This window comes from Corallococcus caeni (assembly GCF_036245865.1).
Lineage (GTDB): Bacteria > Myxococcota > Myxococcia > Myxococcales > Myxococcaceae > Corallococcus > Corallococcus caeni.
In genome coordinates, this window is record NZ_BTTW01000008.1 from 104459 (window position 1) to 130629 (window position 26171).

The 26171-nt window shown below is 71.2% G+C and carries 24 protein-coding genes; 18 read left to right on the forward strand and 6 right to left on the reverse strand.

Going from position 1 to position 26171, the window contains the following annotated elements; genetic code table 11:
• Positions 1-141 precede the first annotated feature (141 nt).
• The 3 genes from AABA78_RS29690 to AABA78_RS29700 are packed head-to-tail and all read right to left on the reverse strand — an operon-like array spanning position 142 to position 3129.
• Complete coding sequence (locus AABA78_RS29690) at positions 142-1470, reverse strand: DUF58 domain-containing protein (protein WP_338268227.1); 1329 nt, start codon at positions 1468-1470, stop codon at positions 142-144.
• Positions 1467-2402, reverse strand: a complete 936-nt coding sequence (locus tag AABA78_RS29695) for an AAA family ATPase (RefSeq protein WP_171417431.1) — start codon at positions 2400-2402, stop codon at positions 1467-1469. The genes AABA78_RS29690 and AABA78_RS29695 overlap by 4 nt, the downstream gene beginning before the upstream one ends.
• Before the next feature lie 58 nt (positions 2403-2460).
• Positions 2461-3129, reverse strand: coding sequence for a hypothetical protein (locus AABA78_RS29700; protein ID WP_338268737.1), 669 nt, complete (start codon positions 3127-3129; stop codon positions 2461-2463).
• Between the two features lie 440 nt (positions 3130-3569).
• On the opposite strand from AABA78_RS29700, the gene AABA78_RS29705 reads away from it, so the two are divergent.
• Positions 3570-5660 (forward strand): peptidylprolyl isomerase, encoded by a 2091-nt coding sequence (locus AABA78_RS29705; RefSeq protein ID WP_370469490.1) that lies wholly within the window; start codon positions 3570-3572, stop codon positions 5658-5660.
• A gap of 17 nt (positions 5661-5677) precedes the next feature.
• On the opposite strand, the gene AABA78_RS29710 is transcribed toward AABA78_RS29705, so the two are convergent.
• Positions 5678-6799 (reverse strand): HD domain-containing phosphohydrolase, encoded by a 1122-nt coding sequence (locus AABA78_RS29710; RefSeq protein WP_171421682.1) that lies wholly within the window; start codon positions 6797-6799, stop codon positions 5678-5680.
• A gap of 247 nt (positions 6800-7046) precedes the next feature.
• Between AABA78_RS29710 and AABA78_RS29715 the strand changes: the two genes are divergently transcribed.
• From AABA78_RS29715 to AABA78_RS29730, 4 genes are all read left to right on the forward strand, one after another.
• Entirely contained in the window at positions 7047-8048 is a 1002-nt protein-coding gene (locus AABA78_RS29715; protein WP_171421681.1) for an NAD(P)H-dependent amine dehydrogenase family protein, read from the forward strand.
• A gap of 20 nt (positions 8049-8068) precedes the next feature.
• Positions 8069-8518 (forward strand): MaoC family dehydratase N-terminal domain-containing protein, encoded by a 450-nt coding sequence (locus tag AABA78_RS29720; RefSeq protein WP_014397671.1) that lies wholly within the window; start codon positions 8069-8071, stop codon positions 8516-8518.
• Positions 8518-9216, forward strand: coding sequence for a MaoC family dehydratase (locus AABA78_RS29725; RefSeq protein WP_338268236.1), 699 nt, complete (start codon positions 8518-8520; stop codon positions 9214-9216). The genes AABA78_RS29720 and AABA78_RS29725 overlap by 1 nt, the downstream gene beginning before the upstream one ends.
• A gap of 188 nt (positions 9217-9404) precedes the next feature.
• On the forward strand, positions 9405-11249 hold the full coding sequence (locus AABA78_RS29730) for an acyl-CoA dehydrogenase family protein (RefSeq protein WP_171421832.1): 1845 nt from the start codon (positions 9405-9407) through the stop codon (positions 11247-11249).
• 76 nt (positions 11250-11325) lie between these two features.
• On the opposite strand, the gene AABA78_RS29735 is transcribed toward AABA78_RS29730, so the two are convergent.
• Entirely contained in the window at positions 11326-11781 is a 456-nt protein-coding gene (locus AABA78_RS29735) for an ExbD/TolR family protein (RefSeq protein ID WP_171421831.1), read from the reverse strand.
• A 15-nt stretch (positions 11782-11796) separates the two neighbouring features.
• The gene (locus AABA78_RS29740; RefSeq protein ID WP_171421830.1) at positions 11797-12525 is read right to left on the reverse strand and encodes a MotA/TolQ/ExbB proton channel family protein; all 729 of its coding nucleotides are present in this window, start codon (positions 12523-12525) and stop codon (positions 11797-11799) included.
• Between the two features lie 42 nt (positions 12526-12567).
• Here AABA78_RS29740 and AABA78_RS29745 point away from each other — a divergent pair, with 42 nt between their 5' ends.
• From AABA78_RS29745 to AABA78_RS29805, 13 genes are all read left to right on the forward strand, one after another.
• A complete protein-coding gene (locus AABA78_RS29745; protein ID WP_338268241.1) occupies positions 12568-13398 on the forward strand; it encodes a DUF4292 domain-containing protein in 831 nt (276 codons plus the stop codon).
• A gap of 59 nt (positions 13399-13457) precedes the next feature.
• Entirely contained in the window at positions 13458-14210 is a 753-nt protein-coding gene (locus AABA78_RS29750; RefSeq protein ID WP_338268244.1) for a cyclic di-GMP-binding domain-containing protein, MshE-related, read from the forward strand.
• Positions 14211-14219: 9 nt separating this feature from the next.
• Positions 14220-15212: a cyclic di-GMP-binding domain-containing protein, MshE-related gene (locus tag AABA78_RS29755; protein ID WP_338268246.1), complete on the forward strand. Its 993-nt coding sequence runs from the start codon at positions 14220-14222 to the stop codon at positions 15210-15212.
• A complete protein-coding gene (locus AABA78_RS29760; RefSeq protein WP_338268247.1) occupies positions 15209-16246 on the forward strand; it encodes an ABC transporter ATP-binding protein in 1038 nt (345 codons plus the stop codon). Before AABA78_RS29755 ends, AABA78_RS29760 begins: the two co-directional genes overlap by 4 nt.
• Positions 16243-17298: an ABC transporter ATP-binding protein gene (locus AABA78_RS29765; protein WP_338268248.1), complete on the forward strand. Its 1056-nt coding sequence runs from the start codon at positions 16243-16245 to the stop codon at positions 17296-17298. Before AABA78_RS29760 ends, AABA78_RS29765 begins: the two co-directional genes overlap by 4 nt.
• A complete protein-coding gene (locus tag AABA78_RS29770; RefSeq protein WP_171421848.1) occupies positions 17267-17674 on the forward strand; it encodes a DUF2085 domain-containing protein in 408 nt (135 codons plus the stop codon). Before AABA78_RS29765 ends, AABA78_RS29770 begins: the two co-directional genes overlap by 32 nt.
• A gap of 64 nt (positions 17675-17738) precedes the next feature.
• A complete protein-coding gene (locus tag AABA78_RS29775) occupies positions 17739-18386 on the forward strand; it encodes an RNA polymerase sigma factor (protein WP_171421847.1) in 648 nt (215 codons plus the stop codon).
• Entirely contained in the window at positions 18383-19813 is a 1431-nt protein-coding gene (locus AABA78_RS29780; protein WP_338268254.1) for an anti-sigma factor family protein, read from the forward strand. Before AABA78_RS29775 ends, AABA78_RS29780 begins: the two co-directional genes overlap by 4 nt.
• A 72-nt stretch (positions 19814-19885) precedes the next feature.
• Entirely contained in the window at positions 19886-20125 is a 240-nt protein-coding gene (locus tag AABA78_RS29785) for a hypothetical protein (protein WP_338268256.1), read from the forward strand.
• A gap of 237 nt (positions 20126-20362) precedes the next feature.
• Complete coding sequence (gene cpaB / locus AABA78_RS29790) at positions 20363-21181, forward strand: Flp pilus assembly protein CpaB (RefSeq protein ID WP_120546685.1); 819 nt, start codon at positions 20363-20365, stop codon at positions 21179-21181.
• 76 nt (positions 21182-21257) lie between these two features.
• Complete coding sequence (locus tag AABA78_RS29795) at positions 21258-22103, forward strand: type II secretion system F family protein (protein WP_120605704.1); 846 nt, start codon at positions 21258-21260, stop codon at positions 22101-22103.
• A gap of 13 nt (positions 22104-22116) precedes the next feature.
• On the forward strand, positions 22117-23007 hold the full coding sequence (locus AABA78_RS29800; RefSeq protein WP_171421128.1) for a type II secretion system F family protein: 891 nt from the start codon (positions 22117-22119) through the stop codon (positions 23005-23007).
• 73 nt (positions 23008-23080) lie between these two features.
• Positions 23081-26017 (forward strand): FHA domain-containing protein, encoded by a 2937-nt coding sequence (locus tag AABA78_RS29805; protein WP_370469491.1) that lies wholly within the window; start codon positions 23081-23083, stop codon positions 26015-26017.
• The last annotated feature ends 154 nt before the right edge of the window (positions 26018-26171 follow it).

Here is a 26171-nt window from a genome sequence, read left to right on the forward strand (position 1 = left end):
TCCGCATCTGTAAAGGGGGTCCTCCGCGAGGCCGAAAACTCGGCCTCCGCGCGATTGGCAAGCGTGGCGTTCGGCGAAACGCCACGCGCGTGCGCGTGCACCGGAGTGTTCCAAAAGGCTTGACGAATGCGACAGGACTCCTCAGAGCCGCCCGCGCGCCTTCACGTCCAGGTACACGTTGAGTGCAGCGGCGCCGAAGCCGCGTGCCGGTGCGCGCACCACCAGCGCCCCCGCGTCGCGCAGCGTGGTGGCGGTGCGGCGGTACTCGGCCTCCATGCGGGCGGCGGCCTGGCGCGCGTAGGCGGAAGGGGCGTCGCCGGGGACGTCGGTGGCGGCGGCCTCCAGGTCCTCGTCCAGCAGCGACGCGACGACGGGCAGGTGCCGGGGGCGCAGGGCCAGCGTGCGCGTGAGGAGCGCGGCGGACGCGTCCGGATCCACCAGGTCGGTGAAGAGCACCACCAGCGTGCGGCGCGTCTGGCGGGCGAACGCGAAGTCGAACGCGCGGCCGTAGTCGCTCTCCTCCAGGCCGGCCTCCGCGCGGTAGAGCGACTCGGTGATGAGGCGCAGGTGCTCCGCGCCCTTGCGCGGAGGCAGGAAGGCGCGCACGTCGCTGGCGAACGCGAGCACGCCCACCACGTCCCCCGCGTCCAGGCTCACGCGCGCCAGCCGCAGCGCCGCGTCCACCGCGTGGTCCAGCTTCCTGCGCCCCTGCACCCGGCCCGCCATGTGACGGCCGCAGTCCAATAGCAGCAGCACCGGCTGGTTGCGCTCCGGCTGCCACGTGCGCACCAGCGTGCGGCCATGGCGCGCGGAGGACTTCCAGTCGATGTGGCGGTAGTCGTCTCCGGGGCGGTACTCGCGCAGCGATTCGAACTCGCGGCCCTCCACCGACTTGCGCAGGAGCGTGCGCGCGGACACGGCCTCCGACGCGCGCGCCAGCGTCAGCGCCTCGCGCGACAGGGCGCTCAGGTCCGGATACACCTTCACGTCGCGAGCCGCGGGCAGCTTCACCTGCCGCGAGCACAGGCCCAGCGGGCCCATCAGGCGCAGGTTCACGTCGCCAAAGCGCGCGTCGCCACGGGCGGGAGGACGCACGCGGTACGTCAGCCGCGTGGACGCGCCGCCCGCCTCCAGCGTGAAGGGCTGCCGGTGGCCGTGGCTCTCCACGTCCAGGGGCGGCTCGTCGCGCAGCTCGCCGCGCACGGGCCGGTCCGTGCGCGACCGCAGCTCCCAGCGCACGGGGTTGTCCACGCCGGAGGAGAGGATGGGCTCCACCTCGCGGCGCGCCTCCAGGTCTTGGGCACGGGGCGCGCGCAGGAAGTCCACCGCGCACAGCAGCAGGACGGCCACGTCCACCGCGAGCGCCAGCCACCCGAAGGCGGGGCTCGCCACCGCGAGCGCGGCGGGCACGAGCGCCCCGGCGAACAGCGCCACGGCGAGGCCGCTGGGGACGGGACGCCCGAGGCTCACCGGGGCACTCGCACCCGTTCGAGCATCTGCTTGAGCACGTCATCCGCGGTGACGCCCTCCACCTCCGCCTCGGCCTTGAGGAGGAGGCGGTGGTTGAGGACGCCAGGCGTGACGGCCTTCACGTCGTCCGGGGTGACGAAGTCGGTGCCCCGCAGCGCCGCGGCCGCCTTGGCCGCCGCGAGCAGGGCCTGCGCGGCGCGGGGGCTCGCGCCCAGCCGCACGCGGGGGTGGGCGCGGGTGTCGCGCACGAGCTGCACGACGTACTGGAGGATGGAGTCGTCGCACGCGACGCGGGCCGCGCGGTCCTGAAGCTCCGTCAACGTGGCCGCGTCCAGCACGCGGGACACGCCGGGCGGGCGGCCCTCGCGCTGGTGGAAGGCACGGAGCAGCGCCGTCTCCGAGTCTCCGTCCGGGTAGCCCACGCGCACGCGCATGAGGAAGCGGTCGAGCTGCGCCTCGGGGAGGGGATAGGTGCCCTCCAGCTCCAGCGGATTCTGCGTGGCGACGACGAAGAAGTGCGGCGGCAGCGCGTGCGTGACGCCGTCGATGGTGACCTGCCGCTCCTCCATGGCCTCCAGCAGCGCGGCCTGCGTCTTGGGCGGGGTGCGGTTGATCTCATCCGCGACCAGGACCTCCGTGAAGACGGGGCCCTTCATCAGGCGGAAGGCCTGCGACTGCGGCTGGAAGACGTTGGTGCCCAGGATGTCCGCGGGCATCAGGTCCGGCGTGAACTGCACGCGGGAGAAGGACAGGCCCAGCGCCCCCGCCATGCTGCGCGCGGTGAGCGTCTTGGCGACGCCGGGCACGCCCTCCAGCAGCACGTGGCCGCGCGCGAGGAAGGCCGTCACCAGGTCGGCCAGCACGCGGGGCTGGCCCACGACGGCCGAGCCCAGCGCGTCGAGGAGGCGGGAGAGGGGCGTGGCGTCGGACATGGTGGCCGGCGACGGTAGCCCGCCTCCCGTCCAGCGAGGCAGCGAAATCCTCGGGGCCCTAATCCTGCTGGCGCTTCAGCCCCATGAGGCCACCCAGCACCGCGATGACGCCGCCGAGGATGCCCAGGAAGCAGCCGATGCTCGGCGACGAGTTCATCATCTCCGAGTTGCCGAGCGGCGACGGCACCAGCGTGGTGTCCGAGGAGAGCTTCAGGAACACCAGCGACCACACGAGCGTCACCACGCTGCAGACCATCTGCGCGCCCCACGGCAGCATGGGGTTCACCCAGGTCATCACCTGACGCGCGCGCAGGCCCACGAAGACCATGGTCGCGATGGCGAAGAGGAAGGAGATGAACCCCAGGCTGATGAGGCCCAGGAAGTCGCCGTCCGCCGCCGTCTCCTTCCACGGGATGAAGCAGGAGAGCACCACCAGCGTCGCGCCCCAGAACGCGATGCGGTCGCCGCCCTCCAGCTCGCGCAGGAACGAGCGCGCGTCGTCCAGCAGGACCTCCGGATCATCGATGGGAGAGCGGGGAGACTCCAACTCGCGCGCCTCGCGGGACCACGGATCCGCCACGGCGTCGCCGGAGTCGTCCTCCTCCTCGATGGGCGCGGGGGCCGGGGCGCGGCGGGCGGCCGGTGCCCGTGCGGGAGCGGCCTTGGCTGCGCCGCTGCCCGCGCGCGACGGGGCACGCTGGGCCTTCTCCCGGGCGATGTCCTCCATGCTGCGCACGTTGGTGGCGTCGTCGCTCGGAGGAGGCGCGGCGGGACGGGGGCCCGTCTTGGCGCGGGCCGGGGCAGGGCGCGCACGGGGCTCCGGCGCGGCGCGGGCCGCGGGCGGACGCGAGCGCGGCGGAGGTCCGACCCCGGTGCTCTCGTCATCGCCGGAGTCCCCCTCGTCCCCGGCTCCCCCAAGGAAGGACTGATCGATGATGTAGTCGCAGTTGGGGCAGATGGCGGTGTCGTCCGCGACCTTGCGATTGCAGCCTGGGCAGTTCAGGGCCGGTGCTCCGGGAGGGGGGAAACGGCGCGATATCTTCCCGGCCCCGGCGCGCGGCTGTCAAACCTGTTCAGCGCCATAACCCCTGGATTTTCGCGGGGAATTGACCTAGCCCCGCTGCCATGGCCCGCCTGCCCGCCGCAGTGTCCGCCGGATTCCTCCTCGTGAGCGCCTGTGCCCACACGGTGCCGCCGCCCGCTCCGCCGCCGCCGGAGACGCCTGCCCAGGTGATGGCGCGCATCCAGGATTGGGAGGACCGCCGCTCGCTGGGAGGCGGTGAGCTCGTGCGGCTCGCCACCGCCGCGCCGGAGGTGAGCGTGCGCATGCGTGCCCTGCGTGCCCTGGCGCGCATCCAGGACGTGGAGACGCTGGAGGCCGTCGTCGCCGAGCTGACGGCGCCGGACAAGGCCGTGCGCGACGAGGCCGCCTTCGCCGCGGGCGAGCTGGCGCAGTCGTGGGAGCCGCTGCCGGAGGACGCTCGGACGGCGCTGACCGCCGCGCTGCTACGCGCCGAGGCCGCGGAAGCGGATGGCGATGTGCGCATCACGCTGCTGGAGGCGTTGGGCAAGCTGGCCACGCCTGGCGCGGTGGAGGTGCTGACGGCCCGGCTTTCTCCCGCCGAAGGCCCGTGGTCCGAGGCCGCGGCGACGGCGCTGGGCGTGGCGGCGCGCAAGGCCGGCGCGGCGGCGGTGGCGAACGTTCCGCTGGAGGCGATCCGCGCGCTGTTGAAGCCCCGTGAGCGGATCGAGGTGAACCTCGCCGGGGCGTACCTCCTGGCGGCGTCGAAGCGGCCGGACGCCGTGGAGGCGCTGCGCGCGTGTCTGTCCAACGCCCATCCGGATGTGATGGCCCTCTGCGTGAAGGGCCTGGGCGACGTGGGCAGCCCCAGCGACACGCTGGGGCTGAACCTGATGCTGGGGGACGCCACGCCGCGCGTGTCGGCGGAGGCGGCGCGGGCGCTGGCGAAGCTCGCGGTGAAGTGCGCGCCCGGCGCGTCCTGCGCTCCGCTCCTGGCCCTGGAAGGCCAGGCGCACCTGGCGAAGCGGGTCGCGGAAGGGAAGGCGGCGCAGGGCCATGCGTTGCTGGCGGTGGCGCAGCAGGGCCTTCCGCTCCAGGGCCGTCCGGTGTTGTCGCGCCTGAGGAAGGCCCTCGCGGAAGCCGACCGCACCGCCGTGTCCGACGAAGCGCACGCGGACCTCGCCTGGCTGGACTGCCGGTTCGCGGCGGCGATGGACCGGCAGCAGGGCTCGTTGGAGCAGGTATTCCAGTGCGGCTACGGCCGCGTGCCCGAAGCCCGATGGCTCGCCCTCGGACTCCATGAAGTGGCCCAGTTCAAGGGAGCGCCCACCACGGCATCGAAGCCGGGCGAGGCCAGCCCCGCGGTGCCTGGCGCGGCGTTCGCGGTGCCCTACCTGAACCACGCCAGTCCCCTCGTGCGTGGCGCCGCGCTGGACGCCCTCTCCGAGCGCCCCGTCCCCGAAGCGATGGCGCCCGTGCGCGCGCTCATCGGGGGAGGCGACGCGGTGGTGGCGGGGCTCGCCGCGGCCACCGCTGGCAAGTTGAAGGACGCCGCGGCGCTGCCCGCATTGGAGGCCCTGGCCGAGCGCGTTCCCAAGGAGCCGGACCTGGCGGAGGCGGTGGCCGGCGCGCTCGTCGCGTTGCAGGGCCGCGCGGCGGAGCCACGCCTGCGCGAATGGCTGACCCATCCGCACGTCAACGTGCGCCGGGTCGCGGCCGAGTCCCTCACCACGCTCACCGGCACGCCCGTCCGCTCCGCGCGCGTGGAGCTGCCCGCGGACACCTACCGTCCGCCGGCCGCGCCCGCGGGGACGACGCTCACGCTGCGCACGCGCAAGGGCGACATCACCGTCCTGTTGGATCCGGACGCGCCGCTCACGGGCGGCAACCTGGTGGCGCTCGCGAAGCAGGGCTACTTCCGGGGCATCACCTTCCACCGCGTGGTGCCGGACTTCGTCGCGCAGGGCGGAGACCCGCGCGGAGACGGGGAGGGCGGTCCCGGGCACTCCATCCGCTGTGAGATGACGCGCCGGCCGTATGCACGGGGCACGGTGGGGATGGCGCTGTCGGGCAAGGACACCGGCGGCAGCCAGTTCTTCTTCACCCACTCACCGCAGCCGCACCTGGACGGCCGCTACACGGCCTTCGGCGAAGTCGTCAGCGGCATGGACGTCGTGGACGCGCTGCTGGAGGGCACGGTCATCGACGACGTCGTCGTCGGAACCCGCGCCCCCTGAAAAAGCCCCCTCGCGCGTCAGGCCCCGGCGGCGCGCGCGGGCATCGGCTCGCCCTGGGCGTTGAGCTTGCCGCCCGTCCAGCGGTGGGTCTCCGCTTCTTCCATCAGCTCCACCTCGCGGCGGATGCGGGCCCACTCGGTCTCCGGCAGGCCGAGGAACGCCTCCGCGAGCGCCGGATCGAACTGCGTGCCCGCGCAGCGGCGGACCTCGTCGCGCGCCACGCTCATGGGGCGCCCCTTGCGATAGGGCCGGTCGGAGGTGATGGCGTCCAGCGTGTCCACGAGACAGAAGATGCGCGCGCCGACGACGATCTCCTCGCCCTTGAGCCCCAGCGGATAGCCCTTGCCGTCCCAGCGCTCCTGGTGCTGCAGGACGATGAGCGCCGCCTCGTGCAGGTAGGGCATCTTCGCCATCATCCGGTAGCCGAACTCCGGGTGCTGCTTCATCTCCACCCACTCATCCGGCGTGAGGGGCCCGGGCTTGAGCAGGATGGAGTCCCGGACTCCAATCTTCCCGATGTCGTGCAAGAGCGCGCCCTGTTCCACCACGTCCAGCGCCGGCCCGCTGAGGCCAATCTCCTGCGCCAGCCGCCGCGCGTACAGCGACACGCGACGCGAGTGCCACTGCGTCTCCGTGTCCCGGTAGTCCAGCGCGCTGATGAGCCCGTCCAGAAGCCCCGTCGTGCGCTCGACGACCCGGCGCTCCAGGTCCATGTTGATGGCCAAGAGCTCCGCGTTCTTGTCCGCGACCTCGCGCGTCAGCCGCTCGTTGGCCGCCACCAGCCGGTGGTGCTCGAAGGCCTGCCGGATGCTGCTCGTCAGCTCGCTCAGGGCCCACGGCTTGCCCAGCAGCCGGAAGACCTCGCCCCGGTTCACCGCCTCCGACGCGACCTTGAAGTCCGCCGCCGCCGTCAACATCAATCGCACCGCGCGCGGGTTCTTCTCCCGCAGCGCCGACAACAGCTCGATGCCGTTGAGGTACGGCATCATGAAGTCCGTCAGGACGACGTCGAATCCCTGCTCCCGCGACGCCACCACCGGATCGCTGTGCATCACGACCTCGTAACCCTCCGCCTGGAGGATCCGGGACAGCGCCGCGAGGATGAGCACGTCGTCGTCCACCACGAGGATTCGGGCCATGGGCTGATACGCTCCGAGCGAGTGGGCTGCGTCTTTTCTCAGAGTCTTATAGCCGGTCCAGGAGCGGCCAAACAGGCCCCCCCAAGCTTTCCAGTGCCGCTAAACTGCCGGAATCCTTGAAGTTTCGCTCAACCCGGAGGTCGCTGGACTCCACGTCCTGCTTGCCTGCCTGTCGAGCCGTGTTCTATGGTGGCCGCCTACCCGTCGTAAATGGCTGTAACCCCTTGGAATTCGGGAGCAATCTCCGATGGCTAGAGCCCCTGATGGGCCGGTGCCGGTGGTGGTGATGGGGCTGGGGTTCATCGGGCAGGAGATTGCCAGGGCGGCCCTGTCATCCCCCGAAGTGGAGCTGATGGGCGCGGTGGACTCGCAGCCCTCCCTGGTGGGCCGTCCCCTGGGCGACGTGCTGGGGCTGGCCGGGCCGCGCTTCAAGGTCGCGGACACGCTGGAGCGCGCCGTGGGGCGCCGCAAGGGCGTGGTGGTGCTGCACGCCACCAGCTCCCGGCTGTCGCAGGTGATGGATCAGCTGCTGGACGCGCTGAAGCTGGGGCTGCCCGTGGCCAGCACCTGCGAGGAGCTGGCGTTCCCGCACCTCAAGTACCCGGAGCTGGCGGAGAAGCTGGAGCGCGCCGCGCAGAAGGCGGGCGTCGCCATCGTGGGCACGGGCGTGAACCCCGGCTTCGTGCTGGACCGGCTGGTGGCCACCGCCGGGCAGGTGTGCGGCCCCGTGCGCAAGGTGACGGCCAGCCGGGTGGTGGACGCCCGGACGCGCCGTGAAGCCCTGCAGCGCAAGGTGGGCGCGGGCCTGACGGAGGAGGAGTTCTTCGACCTGGTGGACCGCGAGGAGCTGGGCCACGTGGGGCTGGTGGAGTCCGCGGCGCTGGCGGCGCTGGGGCTGGGGCTGGACTGCGACGACTTCGAGGAGGAGGTCGCGCCCGTCTTCGCCGAGGAGGAGATCACCGGCGGCGCATTTGTCGTGAAGAAAGGCCGCGTCGCGGGCATGTTCCAGTCCGTGGTGGGTTTGGAGGAGGGGCAGGAGCGGGTCCGCCTGGAGCTGACCATCGCGGTAGGGGCGGACAACCCACGGGATCGCATCGAGATCGACGCGGACCCCAGGCTGGTGCTGGAAATACCGGGGGGAGTGGCGGGTGACCGGGCCACCGCGAACGCGCTGGTGAATGCCGCGCCACGTTTGACGGCCGCGGAGGCAGGGCTCCTGACGGTGCTCGAGCTTCCGGCAGGCCGCTGAAGGATCATCAGGAGAGGGAAATGCTGGACAAGAACGCGATTGGCCGCGCCTCGCCGCCGACGCTCAACGAGGTGGAGAAGGGCGCCATCCGGCGCTTCGCCGAGGCGATTGGCGACTACAATCCCATCTACTACGACGAGGAGTACGCCCGTGCTTCGGGCTACCCCACCATCGTCGCGCCGCCCACGTTCCCCGCGTCGTTCCATTCCGCCGCGGACCTCCGGGAACTCCTGGGGGTGGGCATCAAGAGCCTGCTGCACGCCGAACAGGGCTTCGACTACGAGCGGCCCATCTTCGCGGGGGACCGCATCTACGTGTCCACCCGCGTGTCGGACGTCTTCGAGCGGCCGGGCATGTCCGGCAAGATGGACATCGCGGTCATCGAGGACGAAGGCCGGGACGAAGAGGGCAACCTCGTCTTCCGCGCCCGCCGGACCCTCGTGGTGCGTGCCGCCAAGGAGAACGCCTGATGCCCGCGCGCAAGCTCTACTTCGAATCCATCCGCGTCGGTGACGAGCTGCCGGCGCTGGCCAAGGCCCCGGTGGACCGCGTCCAGCTGTCGCGCTACGCGGGCGCCTCCGGCGACTACAACCCCGTGCACGTGGACGAGCTCTACGCCAAGAGCGTGGGCATGCCGTCCGTCTACGCCCCGGGCATGCTCGTCATGGGCATGCTCGGTCAGCTCATCAGCGACTGGGCGCGCGGCGGGCAGCTGCGGCGCTACAACGTCCGCTTCATCAAGATGGTGTGGCCGGGCGACACCGTGGTCTGCAAGGGCCGCGTGAGCGACCGCCACGGCTCCGGCGGCCGGTACTTCGTCGAGATCGACCTCTGGGCGGAGAACCAGAAGGGCGAACTCGTCATGAAGGGCGGCTCGCAGATCCAGCTCTTCTACTCGCTGGAGGACGAGAACCGGCAGCGCTCCGGCCAGTCCCCCATCGTGGTGGAGGTCCCCCGCGAGAGCCTGGTCGTCCCGGCCCCCGCCACCCCGGACGCCGCCGCGAGCGCCCCGCCGGCCGCCCCCGAGCGGGACCGCGACGAGGACGAGGAGGACGACGAGGAGGCGGACGAGCCCCGCACCGGTGCCTCGTCCAAGAAGACCGCCCCCCGGGAGAAGCCCGCCGCGAAGACGGCGTCCCTCCCGGCCGCGAAGAAGGCCAAGAAGTAGGCGTTCCCGGACGAAATCCCGCGTTCGAGCAGGGCAGCTTTCGACTGCTGCTCAACGCGGGGTGTCATCTTGGGTTGACTCAAAAATCAGTCGACGCCACACTTCCTGCGTCACATGGGCCGCTGACCCTTACTTTTTCCCGCCCTGCGGGAAGCAGGCAGGCAGCGAGCCCCTACGCAGGAGTGGCCATGTCCGCCGGCATCAACACCTACAAGACCGACCTTCGAGAGATCTTCTTCACGCTGTTCGAGCAGTTCGGCTTCGGCCAGGTGGCGGGCCAGGCTCCTTATGACGCCTGGGGGCCGGACGAGGCGAAGGCGGTCCTCACGGAGACGTACCGCTTCGCGCGCGAGGTGCTGGGGCCCCTCAACTCGGTGGGTGACCGCGAGGGCTGCCGGGTGGAGAACGGCGCCGTCTTCACGCCCAAGGGCTTCAAGGACGCGTGGAACAAGCTCTACGAGCAGGGCTTCAAGACGGTGGCGGTGAGCCCCGACCACGGCGGCCAGGGCGCGCCGATGATGCTCCAGGTGACGGTGGAGGAGATCCTCTCCGGCGCCAACACGGCCTTCAACATGTACCCGGGCCTCGCCTTCGGCGCGGCGGAGGTCATCGCGGAGTGCGGCACGCCCGCGCAGCAGAAGCAGTTCGTGGAGCGCATGCTCAACGGCACGTGGGGCGGCACCATGTGCCTCACGGAGCCGCACGCCGGCTCCGACGTGGGCGCGGCCAAGTCCACCGCGCGCCGCAACGCGGACGGCACGTACAACATCCGGGGCACGAAGATCTTCATCTCCGGCGGCGACCACGACATGGCCGGCAACATCATCCACCTGGTGCTCGCGCGCATTGACGGCGCGCCGGTGGGCACCAAGGGCCTGTCGCTGTTCATCGTCCCCAAGCTGCGCATCAACGCGGACGGCTCCGCGGGCCAGCCCAACGACGTCACCGTGGCGTCCATCGAGCACAAGATGGGCATCAACGGCTCCGCCACGTGTGTCCTCAACTTCGGTGAGAACGACGGCTGTCTGGGCGAGCTCGTGGGCACCGTCGAGCACGTGGGCATGAGCCAGATGTTCAAGATGATGAACGGCGCGCGCATCGCCGTGGGCATCCAGGGCGTGAGCCTGGCGTCGGCCGCGTACTACAACGCGCTCGACTACGCGAAGGACCGCAAGCAGGGCTCCCACTTCACCAAGTGGAAGGACCCGGCCGCGCCGCGCGCCGCCATCCTCGAGCACCCGGACGTCCGCCGCATGCTGCTGGACATCAAGGCGCACGTCGAAGGCATCCGCGCGCTGATCATCAAGCTGGCCATGCACCTGGACAAGGCGAAGCAGCTGGCGGGCAAGGACGACGACGCGGCCAGCTACCACAAGGGCCAGGTGGAGGTGCTGACCCCGCTGGTGAAGTCCTACGGCTCCGACCAGGCCTTCCGCCTCTGCGCGCAGGCCATCCAGGTGTACGGCGGCGCCGGCTACATCCAGGACTACCCGGTGGAGCAGTACACGCGCGACTCGAAGATCTTCTCCATCTACGAGGGCACCAACCACATCCAGGCCATGGACCTGGTCGGCCGCAAGATGGGCCAGGCGGGCGGCGCGCACTTCCAGCAGTTCATGGGCGACGTGGGCAGCTTCGTGGAAGCGCACCGCGAGCACCCGGTGCTGGGCGAGGCCGTGAAGACGCTGGCCGGCGCGCAGGAAGGCCTGATGTCCAGCGCGATGGCGCTGTTCGGCTGGTCGCAGGACGCGGGCCGCTTCCCGCTCATCCCGCTGTCCGCCAACCGCTTCCTCAACATGATGTCGGAGGTCGCCGTGGGCTGGCTGCTGCTGGACGCGGCCGTCATCGCGGAGAAGGCCGCCGCCAGCGTGAGCGCGGACCACCCGGACAAGGCGTTCTACGAGGGCAAGAAGTTCAGCGCCCTCTGGTACGCGCGCAACGTGCTGCCCAACGTGGAGTACGCCGCGCGCCTCATCGCCACCGAGGACACGTCCCCCATGGACATCACCGACGCGGCGTTCGGCGGCGTCTGAAGCCCGGCGTGAAGTCCTGAAATGAAGAAGGCCCTCCGGCATGCGTGCCGGGGGGCCTTCTGCTTTTCTTCCGCGCCTAGTTGCCTTCGCGCACGCCGATGGCGAGCTGCGCGAGGCCGGCCTTCTTCGCCAGCTCCATCACCTGCACCACGGTGCCGTGGGAGACGCCTTCGTCCGCCTGCACGATGACCACGGTGTCGGGGTTCTGGTTCTTCGCGGTCTCGAAGGCCTGCTTCAATTCGGCCTCCGCGACGACGTTGCCCGCGAGCATGAAGCGGCCGTCCGCCAGCACCGCCACGGACAGGTCCGTGGTGCGCGCGGTGACGTCCGCGGCGCCGCCCTTGGGCAGGTTCACCTTGAGGCCCGCCTTGGCGCCGCCCCCCGGGCCCTGCTGGGTGATGACCGAGCTGGTCACCATGAAGATGATGAGCAGCACGAGCATCACGTCCGTCAGCGGCGTGATGTTGATCTCCGCGAAGCCCGCGCCCTCCAGCTCGTCGTCGCCCGAGCCGGGCGTCTTTCCCATGGCCATGGTGGGCGTCTCTCCTTACGAGGCGGGCTGCGGATCCGGCCGCGGGGCCGGGGGCGTGGCGCTCTCGCGCGAGGGCGTGGCTTCCGGCAGGGGCCCGCCGGCGGCGCGCTCCTTGAGGGTCTCCACGAACTCGTCGCCCAGGAGGCGCAGCTCCACCAGCACCCGGGACAGCCGGGCCTGGAAGTAGTTGTAGAAGACCATCGCCTGCACGGCGACGAGGATGCCCACGGCGGTGGCGACGAGCGCTTCCGAGATGCCCGTCATCACGGCCGCGGAGCCGCCGGTGCCGCCGGCCTCCACGTCCACGCCCAGGTCCTTGAACGAGCGCATGATGCCGGCCACGGTGCCGAAGAGGCCCACGAAGGGCGTCGTCGAACCGATGGTGGCGAGCAGCCACAGGTTGCGCCGCAGCTTCAAACCCACCTGGGCGCGCTCGCGCTCCACGGCGGACTCGATGCCGTTGCCCCCGGTGGAGCGGGAGCGCTCCCAGCGGTCGAAGCCGGCGAGGAAGATGTCGGCCGCCACGGCGTCGGAGCGCTCGGCGGCGGTGCGGGCGGCGGCCACGTCCCCCCGGAGGAGGTGCTTCTGGACGATCTCCCCCAGGTTGCGGGAGCGCTCGCTCACGCCCCAGAGGGCGATGAGCCGCTCGATGGCCACGCCCAGGGCCACCACGGAGGCGCCCAGGAGGAGGGCGAGGGTGACGCCGCCCAGGCGAAGGTAATGAAGTAGATCGTTCAGGCTCATGATGGATGACCGGGCATGCGGCCCTGGCTCACACTAGGACATATGAACCGCGCAGCCGCCGCAATCTTCCTGGCCCTCCTCTGTTCGGCCTGCCCCAAACGCCTCGAGTTCGGTCCGGAAGGCCGCATCGAGGATGCCCAGACGCTCTACCAGCACGTGCGCGAGCGGCAGGCGCAGGTCGTGAACCTGGAGGGCGACGCCAAGCTGCACGTCGACTCGCCCCAGGGCAGCGGCACCCTCTCCACGTTCCTCTCCATCACCCGCCCGGGCTTCATCCACCTGGAGACGTACGACTTCTTCAACCGCCCGGTGGCCTCGCTCGTCTCCAACGGAGAGCGCTTCGGCGTCTACCAGGCGGGGGAGAACACGTACCTCCAGGGCCCGGCCAGCGCGGAGAACGTGTCCCGCTTCCTGCCTGTCGTCCTGCCGAGCGAGGAGCTGGTGGCGGTGATGCTGGGCCAGGTCCCCCTCCTGCCTCCGGAGTCCATGACCCTGGAGCTGGATGAGAAGGAGCGGGTGTACGTGCTGAAGCTCCAGCGGGGCCCCGCGACACAGACACTCCGCGTGGACCCGAAGCACCTGCGCGTGGTGAAGAGCGAGGTCCGGGGCGTGCCGGGCTATGACCTGGCGTTCGAGGACTTCGAGCAGCGCGGCGACCAGCTCTTCCCCGGCAAGGTGCACCTCATCGCCTCCACGGCGGACACGAAGCTGGACCTGAAGTACACGGACATCCGCCTCAACGGCCGCCCGGACCTGACGCTCTATGAGCTGGTGGCGCCCGAGGGGGCCAGGGTGGTGGACGTCGACGCACGGGGCCAGGAAGTCCGCTCGGGGGGCACGGTGTCGCCCGCGCCCCCCGCGCCGGGTTCCTGAGCTTCCAGGCGTCGAAAGACAGCGCCCCGGCGCAAACCGGGTACTATGGCGCGCACGACATGGCACAGATCAAGCTCGGAGAACTGCTGATCAAGGCGAACGTCCTGCAGGAGAGCCAGCTCAAGGCGGCGCTCGCCGAGCAGGCCAAGTGGGGCGGGAAGCTGGGCGAGATCCTCGTCCGGATGAACCTCGTGTCCGAGGACATCCTCGTGCGCGCCCTGTCGAAGCAGCTCGGCATGCCGGCGGTGAACCTGGACGCCGTGCAGATGGTGCCGCCGCACGTGAAGTCCAAGATCCCGGCGCAGACCGCGCGCGACTTCTCCGTGGTGCCGCTGCAGCTGCGCGACGACGGCAAGACGCTCGTGGTCGCCATGTCGGACCCGCTCAACGTGCGGGTGCTGGACGAGCTGCGGGCCCTGTCCAAGTGCCGCATCGTGGCCAACGTGGCGGGGCGCACCTCCGTGGCGCGGGCGTTCGCGCGCCTCTACGAGGAGACGGCGGAGCTGGAGGACGCGGACACCAACTTCAAGGTGGTGGACGCGCAGGGCCGCACCGTCGTGAAGAACCTGAAGGACCTGGACCCGGCCGCCGCCGTCGCCATGTCCCCCAAGCCCGCCGCCGCCGCTCCGCCCCGGCCACCGCCCCCCGCGGAGGCCCCCCGTCAGGCCGCCTCCGGCAGCCCCGCGGAGCTGCTCAAGAGCGTGGAGGAGGTCCAGCGCAAGGAGGTCGCGGCGCTGAAGGCCATGGTGGAGCTGCTCATTGAGAAGGGTGTTTTCTCCCGCGAGGAATACCTCGCCAAGGTCAAGCGGTAGCCCCCGGCCATGCGCAAGAAGATTGGTGAACTCCTCGTCCAGGCCGGAGTGGTGACGGACGAGCAGGTGAAGCAGGCCCTTGCCTCCGGACGTCGCGGCCAGGGCCGCAAGCTGGGCGAGGTGCTGGTGTCCATGGGCCTGTGCACGGGCCGGGACATCGCGCGGGCGCTGGCGGCGCAGCACGAGCTGCCCTTCGTGGAGATCCCCGAGTACATCCCGCACGGGGTGTCCTCGCTGGTGTCCATGGACTTCCAGAGCGAGCACCGGGTGCTCCTCTTCGCTTCGGAGCAGGACGGCCGCAGCGAGAAGATCCACGTCGCGGTGGAGGACCCGGGCAACCTGATGCTGGTGGACGAGCTGCGCTTCCAGCTGCGCAAGCAGCTCAAGGTATTCGTCGCCGCGTCGGATGACATGGAGCAGGCGCTCGCGCGCGGCCGGGGCGAGCCCCTGGACATCGTGGAGGCTGAACCGATGGACATGGACGAGGACGATTCGCCGGACATCCTGCCGTCGCCGCCTTCCGCCTCCGCGCGGCCCCCGGCGCCGCCGCGCCCGCCCGCGCCGCCGGCGCTGGACTGGGACCTGCCTCCACCGCCGCCGCACGAGTCGGGCGTCGACGGCGCGGAGGTGCTGGAAGACATCCTGGGCTCCAAGCCCCGCCCCAAGGCCCCGCGTCCCCCGCCGCCGCCCGCCGCGGCCCGGCCGCCGCCCCCTCCGCCCTCCGAGCCCGAGGACCCGAGCAAGCCGCGCGTGCCGGTGGTGCTCTTCGGCGGCGCCGCGCAGGGCGCGAAGCCGTCCATGGCGCTCACGCCCACGCCGGACTTCTCCGAGGAGGACCTGGCGGTGCTGGACGACATCGACCGCATCTCGCGCGGCGAGGAGGCCAGCCTGGACACGGAGAAGGTGAAGCCCGCGCGCATGGTCGCGAGCCTCATCCGCCTGCTCATCCGCAAGGGGCTCATCCAGGAGGCGGAGTTCCTGGAGGAGCTGGCCCAGAAGTGACCGGCGTCGCGCCGTCCCCCGGGGCCCGGGTCGACGCCCCGGCCCCGCTGCTGGACGTGCGGGGGCTCGTCACCCAGCTGTCGCTCCCGCGCGGCACGGTGCGCGCGGTGGACGGCGTGTCCTTCACCGTCCCTCCCGGCGGCACGCTGGGGGTGGTGGGGGAGAGCGGCTGCGGCAAGAGCCTCACGGCGCTGTCGGTGATGCGGCTCGTCCCCCAGCCGCCCGGCCGCGTGGTGGGCGGCGAGGTGCGCTTCCGGGGCGAGGACCTGCTGGCCCTGCCGGAGAAGGAGATGCGCCGCGTGCGCGGCCGGCACGTGGCCATGGTCTTCCAGGAGCCCATGACGTCGCTCAACCCGGTGTTCACCGTGGGCGAGCAGATTGGCGAAGGCGTCCGGCTGCACCTGGGCGCGACGCGCGCGCAGGCGCGTGAGCGCGCGGTGGAGATGCTCCGTCAGGTGGGCATCCCGGCGCCCGGCGAGCGCGTGGACGCGTACCCGCACCAGCTCTCCGGCGGCATGCGCCAGCGCGTGATGATCGCCATGGCGCTCGCGTGCGACCCGGCGCTGCTCATCGCGGACGAGCCCACCACCGCGCTGGACGTCACCATCCAGGCGCAGATCCTCGAGCTGCTCAAGCGCCTCCAGGCCGAGCGCCACATGGCGGTGATGCTGATCACGCACGACCTTGGCGTGGTGGCCGGAAGCTGTGACGCGGTGGTGGTGATGTACGCGGGCCGCATCGTGGAGCAGGCCCCGGTGCGCGAGCTGTTCGCCCGGCCCGCGCACCCGTACACGGCGGGCCTGCTGCGCTCCATCCCGTCGCCGCACGACGCGGGCGCGGCGGTGGAGGGCGGACGCCAGCGCTTGAAGGCCATCCCCGGCATGGTGCCTTCGCTGGGCGCGCTGCCGTCCGGGTGCGCCTTCCGCGACCGCTGCGACCGCGCCACCGAGCTGTGCGCCCGCGTCGCGCCCGTGCTGGAGCCCAAGCGCGGAGGCCAGTCCGCCGCCTGCCACCATCCGGTGCCCGCGCCATGAGCGAACCCCTGGTCCAGGTGCGCGACCTGAAGGTGCACTTCCCGGTGAAGGGCGGCCTGCTGGGGCGCACGCGCGGCACGGTGCGCGCGGTGGACGGCGTGTCCTTCGACGTCGCCCGGGGCGAGACGCTGGGCCTGGTGGGGGAGAGCGGCTGCGGCAAGAGCACCCTGGGACGCGCGGTGCTGCGCCTCATCGACCCGACCTCCGGCTCCATCCGCGTGGCCGGGCGCGAGCTGACCGGCCTGTCTCAGCGCGAGCTGCGGCCGCTGCGCCGGCAGATGCAGCTCGTCTTCCAGGACCCGTACGCGTCGCTCAACCCGCGCATGACGGTGGGGGACATCCTCGCGGAGCCCTTCGCCATCCATGGCCTCGCGAAGGGCAGGGCGCGCGAGGACGAGGTGCTGGCGCTGCTCGACGCCATGGGGCTGCCCCGCGAGGCGCGGCACCGCTACCCGCACGAGTTCTCCGGCGGCCAGCGTCAGCGCATCGGCATTGCACGTGCCATCGCGTTGCGTCCGGACCTGGTGGTGGCGGACGAGCCCATCAGCGCGCTGGACGTCTCCATCCAGGCGCAGATCGTCAACCTGCTGGTGGACCTGCAGCGCGAGCGCAGGCTCACATACGTCTTCATCGCGCACGACCTCAAGATCGTGGAGTACGTGTCCTCGCGCGTGGCGGTGATGTACCTGGGCCGCATCGTGGAGGTCGCGCCGTCGCGGGCGCTGTACGCCGGGCCTCGCCACCCGTACACGCAGGCCCTGCTGTCCGCGGTGCCGGTGCCGGATCCGGAGCGTCCCCGCGCGCGACTGCTCCTGCCGGGAGAGCCGCCCTCGCCGCTGTCGCCGCCGACCGGCTGCGCGTTCCACCCGCGCTGCCCCCATGCGATGGAGCGCTGCCGGCGCGAGTCGCCGCCGCTGTATCCGCTGGGCGGAGGCCACGCCGCGGCGTGCTTCCTGGCGGAAGGGGACTCGCGGGAAGTGCAGGACGGGACCGCTGTTTCCGCGTCCGGAGGAGGCGCCGGTGTTCTGGCTCAGCCATCATCACGCGGATGAGTACAACCGCACGTACGTGCTCGCGGGCGTGCGCGTGTGCGCGCGGTGCCTGGGGACGTACCCGGTGCTCGCCGCCGTGTTCCTGGGGTTGTTCGCGCTGAAGGCGCCGCTCCGGTGGGAGTGGGACGTGCCGGTGGTGCTGGCCCTCACGCTGCCCGCGCTGGTGGACTGGGCGGTGGGACGCTTCCGGCCCGCTTCCGGTTCCAACGCGCTGCGCACGCTGACGGGCGTCCTCCTGGGAGTGGGGCTTGGCCGCTCGCTGTACGTGCACGTGCAGCGCCCGCTGCCGGCGGTGCTGCTGGCGCAGGCACTTCTGGTGACAGGGGTGGCGGTCCCTGTCATTCTCGCCACTTACCGGCGGCCACGGCCGGAATAGACCTTTCGCGCACGGCTGTCCGTTACAGGCCGTGGGCGGTGAAGGGGATGGCACCCGTGGCTTCATGGGCACTGGGGGAAGTTTGGCACCCGAAACCTCAGACGAGCAGCTGATGCTCGCCTTCCAGGCGGGAGACGCGCGCGCGTTCGAAGCGTTGGTGCGCAAGCACCGCGCGCCGGTGTTCAACTTCATCCTGCGCTTCGTGGGGCAGCGGGCACGGGCGGAGGACGTGCTGCAGGAGACGTGGCTCAAGGTGGTCCGCAGCGCCCGGGAATACGAGCCCAAGGCCCGGTTCACGACCTGGCTGTACACCATCGCGAGGAACCTCTGCGTGGACAGCACGCGCAAAGAGAGCTACCGCCAGGCGACGTCCCTGGAAGCCCCCACGGCGGGTGCCGACGGGGACGAGGGACGTCCGCTGGGCGAGGGGCTGCCGGATGCCGGCGCCAGTCCGGAGCGCGGGGCGCACAACGCGCGCCTGCGGCCCCTGCTGGAGCGCGCCCTGTCGGGCCTGCCGGAGGAGCAGCGCGAGGTGTTCGTGCTGCGGGAGTACAGCGGCATCCCGTTCAAGGAGATCGCCGAGGTGACGGGCGTGTCCGAGAACACGGTGAAGAGCCGGATGCGCTACGCGCTGGAGGGCCTGCGCCGCCGCCTGGGAGAGCTGGGCGTGGATGGCGACCTGTCGGAGGATGGAAGGACGGTGGCGGGATGAGTGCCCAGAATGCCCACGCGCACGAGGACCGGCTCCTCGACTTCGCCTACGGCGAGCTGCCCGCGTCGGAGGCCCGGTCGCTGGAGCAGCACGTCCAGGGCTGCGCGCGCTGCACGAAGGCGCTGGCGGACATCCGCGGCGTGCGGACCACCATGGCGCAGCTGTCGTCGGAGCCCGCGCCGGACGCGGGCCTGGAGTCGCTGCTCGCGTACGCGCAGCAGTCCGCGCGCCGCGCCGCCGCGGGGCCCGAGCCGAAGCCCTCGCGCTGGCGCCGCTGGCTCCTGCCCGCGGTGGGCCTGGCCACGGTGAGCACCTTCGGCCTCCTGACGCTGACGGTCAGCGAGAACCTCCACCTGGAGCCGAACCTGACGCAGAAGGCCTCCAGCCCGACGATGGAGGCGGCGAAGCAGAAGGCGGAGTATCCCGCCTCGCGCGCCGCGATGCCCCCGCCCGCGCCTTCGAGCGCGCCCCTGGCGACGGCCGCGCCCGAGCCGATGGAGCAGCTCGCGGACCGGAAGCAGGGCGACGCGCAGGCAGAGCTCAAGGGCGCGGCCGGCGCCCGTCCGTCGGACTGGATGAACGCGGGCAGCGGTGGCGCGCTGCTGGAGCGGCGTCGCGCGGACGCCGACGCACCGAAGAAGAAGATGGCCAAGGCCGTCCGGGACGCGGACGAGTTCGCGGCGCTCGAGCCGGCCCCGGCCGCCGCGGTCGCGCAGGAGATGTCTCCGCCTCCGAAGGAAGAGGAGGCCGACAGCGCCCTCGCCATGAAGGACGCCCCCGCGCCGCGGCGCGCACCCGGTGCAAGCAGCGACAAGGCGAAGGTCGCGAAGAACGACTCCCTGCGCCTGGGCGGTGCGTCTTATGGCCGTGGGCTCGCCCTGGACGATGAAGCCGAAGGCATGGCCGCGGGCGCGGCCCCGCCGCCTCCTCCCGTGGCCTCCGCGCCCATGGCCGAGGCCGTGGCTCCCGTCGCCACGGGCGCGCTGGGCCGCCAGCCCGCGCCCGCGAACACGACGCTCTCAGCCCCCGAACAGCGGAAGGAGTCCACCCGCGCGGAGGCCGCGAAGCCCAGGCCCGTGGAGAAGTCCGCCTCCTCCGAAGATGCGATGACGTCACGCGACCTGTCCGCCCAGGCCCAGGCCGCCGCGAGCCAGGGGGACCGCGCCCGGGAAGCACAGCTGCTGCGCGCCGCACTCGCCGCCGGAGCCACGGGCAGCGAGCGGTTGGGGCTGCTCTCACGGCTCTGCGAGTCGGAGTCCGTCCAGGGCCGGAGCCAGGAAGCCGCCACCGTCTGCGGGCAGATCATCACCGAGGCCCCCGGCTCCAGCGCGGCCCAGCTGGCCCAGCGCCGCCTGCGTCAGGCCTCGCCTCCCGCCGCCCCCGCGTCGGCTCCCGCCAAGGTCGCCCCCTCCACGCCCGCGCAGTAGGGGAGGGGGGCAGTCCACATGACCGATGCGTGGAAGGCCCGGGTCCTGGATAATGGGGCCATGAGGTCGGACGTGCACGCTCCCCCCGTGAACAGCCCCCGGAAGTCTCCGCCCCGCCGGATCCGCCGTGGCCAGGCCATGGTGGAGTACTCGATGATCAACTGGGTGTTGATCGTCGGGCTCGTCGTCGGCGCCACGGTGAAGATCCGCTGGAACGAGGACAAGCAGACCAACGTCATCGACCTGTTCCTCGAGGCGTACCAGATTTATTACGACTCGTTCTACTTCGTGCTGAACCTGCCGTTCCCCTGAACGGGACGGAGGAAGGCCGCGGATCAGGCCCGTGTGTCGCGCCGTCCTCCCCACCCGGCGGACAGGCGCCGCGAGCCCCGGGTGTCCCGGGATTCCGCTTTGTCACGAGAGGTGGTTTTGACACCTGCTCTGGGGCATGGCTAACATCTTGCCCCGTTCGCGCCCTGGCATCGCCCCCTCGTCCAAAGCTGTCCTGCCGCCACGACGGCGCCCCACCGTTCTGGAGGACCTAGAACCATGTTGAAGGGTAAGACCCCGCTCGTCGTCGCACTGGTGCTCGGTTTGCTCGCCGGCATCGTGGCCTACTCGGCCATCAAGAAGAAGGAATCGGATGTGCGCCGCGGGTGGAACCTGGTGCCCGTGGTGGTGGCGGGCCAGGACATGCCCGAGGGGTCGGTCATCACGTACGAGATGATCTCCCAGCGCTCCGTGCCCGAGCAGTTCGTCACCTCGTCGGTGGTGAAGCCGGACTCCGCGAACTACATCGTGAACCAGAAGGTGCTGGTGGCGCTGCAGGCCGGCGACCCCATCCTCTGGAGCCAGTTCGAGACGACGAAGGCCGCCGAGCGCCTGTCCACGAAGGTGCAGAAGAAGGCGCGCGCCATCACCATCGAGGCGAAGCAGACCACGTCCGTGGGCGGGTGGATCCGCCCCAACGACCACGTGGACATCATCGGCACGTTCCGCGATCCGCAGACGGATGAGAGCGTCGCCGTGACGCTGCTGCAGAACATCATCGTGGTCGCGACGGGCAAGATCACCGGCACCACGAACATCAACCTCATCCCGGAGAACCAGCGCGAGTACAACAACGTCTCGCTGATGGTGCTGCCGGAAGAGGCGGAGATCCTGGTGCTGGCGGCGGAGCTGGGGCAGCTGACGCTGTCGCTGCGCAACGAGGACGACGTGGACCTCATCGAGGAGCGCGGCCGCGCCACCATCAGCACGCTGCTGTCCGGCGAGCGCACCCGCGTGCTGGAGCAGAAGCGCCGGGAGATCATCCAGATCATCAAGGGCAGTGGCAGCGGCGAGAAGGCCTCGGCCGGCTCCCCGTAGTCGTCGCGCGCGGGGCTGCTTCCCAAGCTGAAGCGGCCCTGCCGACCCCTCCCTCATCCCCCGGGGATTCGCGCCCATGCTCGCAGGTATCGTCCTCCTCCTCGTCACCGGCTCGGTGTTCTTCTTCAGCCTGGTGATCTTCAGCGTCCTGTCGAAGGCGTACGAGCAGTACCAGGAGCGGTACGTCGCCAAGTCGATGAACGACTTGAGCGACATGTTCCTCTTCATCGACGCGCGGCAGATGTTGATCCTCAACATCGCCTGCATGTGCCTCCTGGGCATCCTCAGCTACATCATCTTCAACCCCATCCTGGCGGTGCTGGCGACCATCTTCGGCTTCTTCCTGCCGATGCTGCTCGTGAAGCACTACCGCAAGCGCCGCATCAAGAAGTTCAACGTGCAGCTGGTGGACGCGCTGCAGGCCATGGCCAACGCGTTCAAGGCGGGCCTCACGTTCCCCCAGGCCATCGAGCACGTGGCGCGCGAGGCGATGCCGCCCCTGTCCCAGGAGTTCGGCCTCTTCGTGAAGGAAGTGAAGCTGGGCGTGCCCCTGGAAGAGGCGCTCGTCAACATGGGCAAGCGCGTGGGCAGCGACGACCTGGAGCTGGTGGTGGTGTCCACCAACATCGCGCGTCAGCTGGGCGGCAACATGGCGGAGATGTTCGAGACCATCTCCACGGTGATTCGCGAGCGCTTCCGTCTGGAAGGCAAGATCGACGCGTTGACCTCCCAGGGCAAGCTCCAGGGGTGGATCGTCGCGGCCATGCCGGCGGTGCTGGGCATGGTGCTCAACTACATGCGTCCGGACCTGATGGAGCCGATGATGAACCACATCTTCGGCTACATCCTGGTGACCCTGATCGCCATCATGGAGATCATGGGCATCCTCATCATCCGGCGCATCGTCAACATCGACATCTGAAACGAGGCGCACCGTGCAGGAAGTCCTGACATTTCTGCTGATGGGCGGCTCGGCACTGCTGACCGCGGGCGCGGTGGCGTTCCTGGGCATCGGCCTGTACTCCAACGTCCTGGAGCGCTTCCTGTCGGAAGTCCGGGACGAGTCCGCGGGCGGCGTGAAGGGCGCGGGCTCCGTCGCCATCCGCAAGCTGGGCGCGATGAACCGGCGCTTCATGTGGCCGGGCTACGAGTCCAAGACGCGCCGCAAGCTCATCAAGGCGGGCGAGCCGTCGCAGTACAAGCCCGAGGACATCATGGCGCTGCAGGAGATCAGCGCCTTCTTCGCCCTGCTGGCCGGCCTGTTCGTCGTCAACGGCATCGGGATGAACCTGGCCTGGTCACTGCTGGTGATGCTGCTGGGCCTGTTCTATCCGCTCATCTGGTTGAACGATCAGGTGAAGCGCCGTCACCTGGCCATCAGCCGCGCGCTTCCGTACAACCTGGACCTGCTGACGCTGTCGGTGGAAGCGGGCATGGACTTCACGGGCGCGCTGGCGAAGGTGGTGGAGAAGGGCCGCCAGGGCCCGCTGCGCGAGGAGCTGCAGCTGGTGCTCAAGCAGCTCAAGATGGGCAAGACGCGTGAGGAGGGCCTCAAGAGCATGATCGTGCGCGTGGACCTGCCGTCCCTGACGACCTTCGTCACGGCGCTGATCCAGGCGGACAAGATGGGCACGAGCCTGGGCAAGGTGCTGCGCATCCAGTCCACGCAGATGCGCATCGACCGCACGCAGCGCGCGGAGAAGCTGGCCGGCGAGGCCCCGGTGAAGATGCTGTTCCCGCTCATCGCCTGCATCTTCCCGACGGTGTTCATGGTGCTCTTCGGGCCCATCGTGTTCCAGTTCATGTTCGGCAACGTCGGGGGCTAGTCCTCTGCCCATCCTGCTCACCATCACCCAGGGGCTCCAGGTCGGACGGGAGCTCGCCTTCGAGCAGGCCGAGGTGAAGATCGGCCGGACCTCGGAGAACGACCTGGTGCTGCATGACCACGGTGTCTCCCGGCGTCATGCCCGCATCACGGCGAGGGATGGGCGCTACTTCGCCGAGGACGTCGGCAGCGCGAACGGCACGCAGCTGAACGGCCAGCCGCTGGGCGGCGAGAAGCAGCTGCGCGACGGCGACCGCATCACCGTCGGTCCGGTGGAGTTCACGTTCGTCTGGGTGGCGCCGGAGGATGACGACGACGTCACCCGGCCCATCCGGCGCGCGCTCGCGCCGCCGCATGCGCGGGTGTCGCCGCAGGGCGTGGAGCAGGCTTCGCTCGCGGAGATCGAAGCGGCGCCCACGAGCTACCAGCAGTCGATGCCCGCGATGGCGCGGCCCGCGTCCCTGCCGCGCCCCGGGATGGCCGTGCCCGCCGCGAAGGGTGGGGCGGCTGTTCCCGCGATGCCGGTGATGCCGGTGATGCCGAGCGCTACGCCGAAGCGGCCCTCCGCGCCGGATCTGCCAGCGGTCGGTGCCGCTCCGGCCAGGACTCCCCCGGGGCCTCCCGTGTTGGGAGCTGCGGCATCGGGAGCGGCCGTTCCGAGCAGGGCTCCCGCTGGACCTCCCGTGCTGGGGGCTTCCGCGCCCGGAGGTCAGGTGGCCGGAGCTCCGGCCAAGGCTCCCGGGGCGAGCGCTTCCGCGTCGGGCAGATCCTCCGCGCCGGGCTTGCCCGCGGTGGGGGCGTCCCCGGCGAACAAGGCCGGCGCGACGCCTCCAGCCCCAGGGGCTTCCCCCTCGGGAAGAGCCTCGGCGCCGGGCTTGCCCGCCGTCGGTGCCTCGGGTTCAGGCCGGTCGTCCGTACCGGGCGCGACCTCCATGCCCGCGGGGGTTCCCGAGCCCGCGCACCCGACGGCGCGTGAGCTTCCCGTGGTGGGCGCCCCTGCCTCGGTGGAAGCTGCTCCAGCGCCTGAGAAGGCCGCGGCCCCAGGCCCCGGAGAGCCGGCCGCTTCCGCGAAGCGCAAGGCTGGCGCGAACCTCCCCGGTGTCGGCGCGCCCGCGCTGAACCGTCCCGAGCTGGGTCGTGGCGCGGCACGTGCGTCCGCGGCTCCCGCGTCCAGCCTGCCGTTGATGACGCCGCCGGGGTTCATGGCTCCGCCTCCGCCGGCACGGCCTCCTGTCGCCCCGCCTCCCGTGGACCTCGCTCCGGTGATGCCGGACGAACCCGAGGAGCGCACGCTGATGGCGATCTCCACCGTGGATTCGCCCGTGCCCACCTCCACGCTGGCCCCCGTGCTGCCCGTCCCGGACCTGGAGGAGCCCGAGGAGCGCACGCTGATGGCGATCTCCACCGTGGATTCGCCCGTGCCCGCCTCCACGCTGGCCCCCGTGCTGCCCGTCCCGGACCTGGAGGAGCCCGAGGAGCACACGCTGATGGCGATTCCGGCGACCCCGGAAGCGCCGCCCCGGGTGGAAGACGCGCCGCCGTTGGACGCTTCATCCGCGCTGCCCGTGCCGACGATGGAGGAGCCCGAGGAGCGGACCGTCCTCGACCTCCGGCCCATCACCCCGGTCAGCCCGCTGGTGGCCAGGCCGCTGCGCTTTGGCGTCGCGGTGGCGACTCCCCCCGCGCCGGGCGCCCCCGAACCGGCGACCTTCGTCGGCCAGGACGACGCCATCCCCGCGGACGCTCCGGAGGAGACCCGGGCATCCCCCACCTTCGCGGGCCAGAACGCTCCCGCTGCTCCCGCTTTGGCGCCTCCGCCCGCCTGGAGTCCCCCCGTCCCGCCGCCTTCGCCGGAGCCGGAGCCGGTCACGCTCGTGGGCCGGAACCGGTCCGCGTCTCCGCCGAAGCTCGACGCCGGACCGATGCCCGGCGAGGCGCCGCTGCTGGCTCCCGCGCTCGTCCCGGAAGGGGAGGGCAACGCCACCCAGCCCCACCCTCCCGGACTGGAAGCCTCCGCGATCGAGCCCGGGCCCAAGGGGCCGGTGACGGTCGTCGCGAAGGTCGAACCGTCGTCCGCCGCCGACAAGGCGCGCAAGCGGCGTCAGCTGGGCAAGACGCTCAAGGGCCAGTTCCTCCTCTTCTGGCAGCGCCAGTCGTTGCCCCGGCGCATTGGCTTCGCGTCGCTGGCGGGGCTGGGCGCGCTGGCGCTGGTGACGCTGCTCGTGGCGCTCGTGGTGCCCTCGGCGATCCGGCTCCCCGGCCGCGAACCCTACAAGCTGGGCATGGATCCGGTGCCGGACTCCTTTGGCCTGGGCGAGGGCGTGCGGTGGGTGCACGCCGACGACAAGCTCTTCGACTTCCGCTTCGTGTCCCCCACGCGCGCGGTGGCCGTGCTGCACTACCAGGCCAGCAACATCGCCCGGGACGAGGTCAACCTGTCCCTCAACGGGGTGTCCCTGGGGTGGGTGCCCCCGGACACGGCGCAGACGGCCGAGCGCGAGCTGGAGCAGGTCCTGCCCCCCAGCCTCCTGCGCCGCAACGCCAACAACCAGCTGCTCTTCGACAACGCCCTCAACCCGCCCGGCCGCGACCCCTGGCGCATCTGGAACCTGCGCCTGGAAGTCATCCCGGTGCCCGAGCTGCCGCCGGATCAGCTGGTCGCTTCCGCCCGGGAGTCCGCCAAGACCGGGGCCCGCTTCTACGAGCTGAAGGACGTGGGCGCGGAGAACCTGTTCAAGGCGTGGCGGGAGTACCGCGCCGCGTGGATCACCCTGGAAGCGCTCGACGAAAAGCCGGAGCTGTACGACGACGTCCGGGAGCGGATCGCCCAGATTTCAACGGAGCTGGACCACCGCTGCGGGCAGTTGATGATGCAATTCCAGCGGGCGGTTCAGTTCCGCAGCCGACGGGATGCGGTCGCGACCCTCGAAGACGTGCGGAGACGCTTCCCTACCGCCGAGCATCGCTGCCACAATCTGGCGCTGGAAAAAGCCTATGAGCACGAGCTTTAGGGCCCGTGCCCCCCTCAGCAGGACGCGGTGACCGCCATGTCGAACGCACCACCCCCCGCCCGCCGACGGCCTACATCCGGTACGCCCTCTTCCGGGACCGGACAGCGCGCGCCGGTCCGCCGGTCCACCGCCGGTGCCGCCGCGGCCCGCCCCG

What these genes read in the sequence shown, in the direction of transcription:
- cpaB (WP_120546685.1), top strand. Translation starts at nt 20,363, where the DNA reads ATGTTGAAGGGTAAGACCCCGCTCGTCGTCGCACTGGTGCTCGGTTTG.
- AABA78_RS29700 (WP_338268737.1), bottom strand. Translation starts at nt 3,129, where the DNA reads ATGGAGGACATCGCCCGGGAGAAGGCCCAGCGTGCCCCGTCGCGCGCG.
- AABA78_RS29765 (WP_338268248.1), top strand. Translation starts at nt 16,243, where the DNA reads ATGAGCGAACCCCTGGTCCAGGTGCGCGACCTGAAGGTGCACTTCCCG.
- AABA78_RS29740 (WP_171421830.1), bottom strand. Translation starts at nt 12,525, where the DNA reads ATGAGCCTGAACGATCTACTTCATTACCTTCGCCTGGGCGGCGTCACC.
- AABA78_RS29725 (WP_338268236.1), top strand. Translation starts at nt 8,518, where the DNA reads ATGCCCGCGCGCAAGCTCTACTTCGAATCCATCCGCGTCGGTGACGAG.
- AABA78_RS29720 (WP_014397671.1), top strand. Translation starts at nt 8,069, where the DNA reads ATGCTGGACAAGAACGCGATTGGCCGCGCCTCGCCGCCGACGCTCAAC.
- AABA78_RS29780 (WP_338268254.1), top strand. Translation starts at nt 18,383, where the DNA reads ATGAGTGCCCAGAATGCCCACGCGCACGAGGACCGGCTCCTCGACTTC.
- AABA78_RS29775 (WP_171421847.1), top strand. Translation starts at nt 17,739, where the DNA reads ATGGGCACTGGGGGAAGTTTGGCACCCGAAACCTCAGACGAGCAGCTG.
- AABA78_RS29795 (WP_120605704.1), top strand. Translation starts at nt 21,258, where the DNA reads ATGCTCGCAGGTATCGTCCTCCTCCTCGTCACCGGCTCGGTGTTCTTC.
- AABA78_RS29715 (WP_171421681.1), top strand. Translation starts at nt 7,047, where the DNA reads ATGGCTAGAGCCCCTGATGGGCCGGTGCCGGTGGTGGTGATGGGGCTG.
- AABA78_RS29755 (WP_338268246.1), top strand. Translation starts at nt 14,220, where the DNA reads ATGCGCAAGAAGATTGGTGAACTCCTCGTCCAGGCCGGAGTGGTGACG.
- AABA78_RS29735 (WP_171421831.1), bottom strand. Translation starts at nt 11,781, where the DNA reads ATGGCCATGGGAAAGACGCCCGGCTCGGGCGACGACGAGCTGGAGGGC.
- AABA78_RS29710 (WP_171421682.1), bottom strand. Translation starts at nt 6,799, where the DNA reads ATGGCCCGAATCCTCGTGGTGGACGACGACGTGCTCATCCTCGCGGCG.
- AABA78_RS29730 (WP_171421832.1), top strand. Translation starts at nt 9,405, where the DNA reads ATGTCCGCCGGCATCAACACCTACAAGACCGACCTTCGAGAGATCTTC.
- AABA78_RS29745 (WP_338268241.1), top strand. Translation starts at nt 12,568, where the DNA reads ATGAACCGCGCAGCCGCCGCAATCTTCCTGGCCCTCCTCTGTTCGGCC.
- AABA78_RS29695 (WP_171417431.1), bottom strand. Translation starts at nt 2,402, where the DNA reads ATGTCCGACGCCACGCCCCTCTCCCGCCTCCTCGACGCGCTGGGCTCG.
- AABA78_RS29750 (WP_338268244.1), top strand. Translation starts at nt 13,458, where the DNA reads ATGGCACAGATCAAGCTCGGAGAACTGCTGATCAAGGCGAACGTCCTG.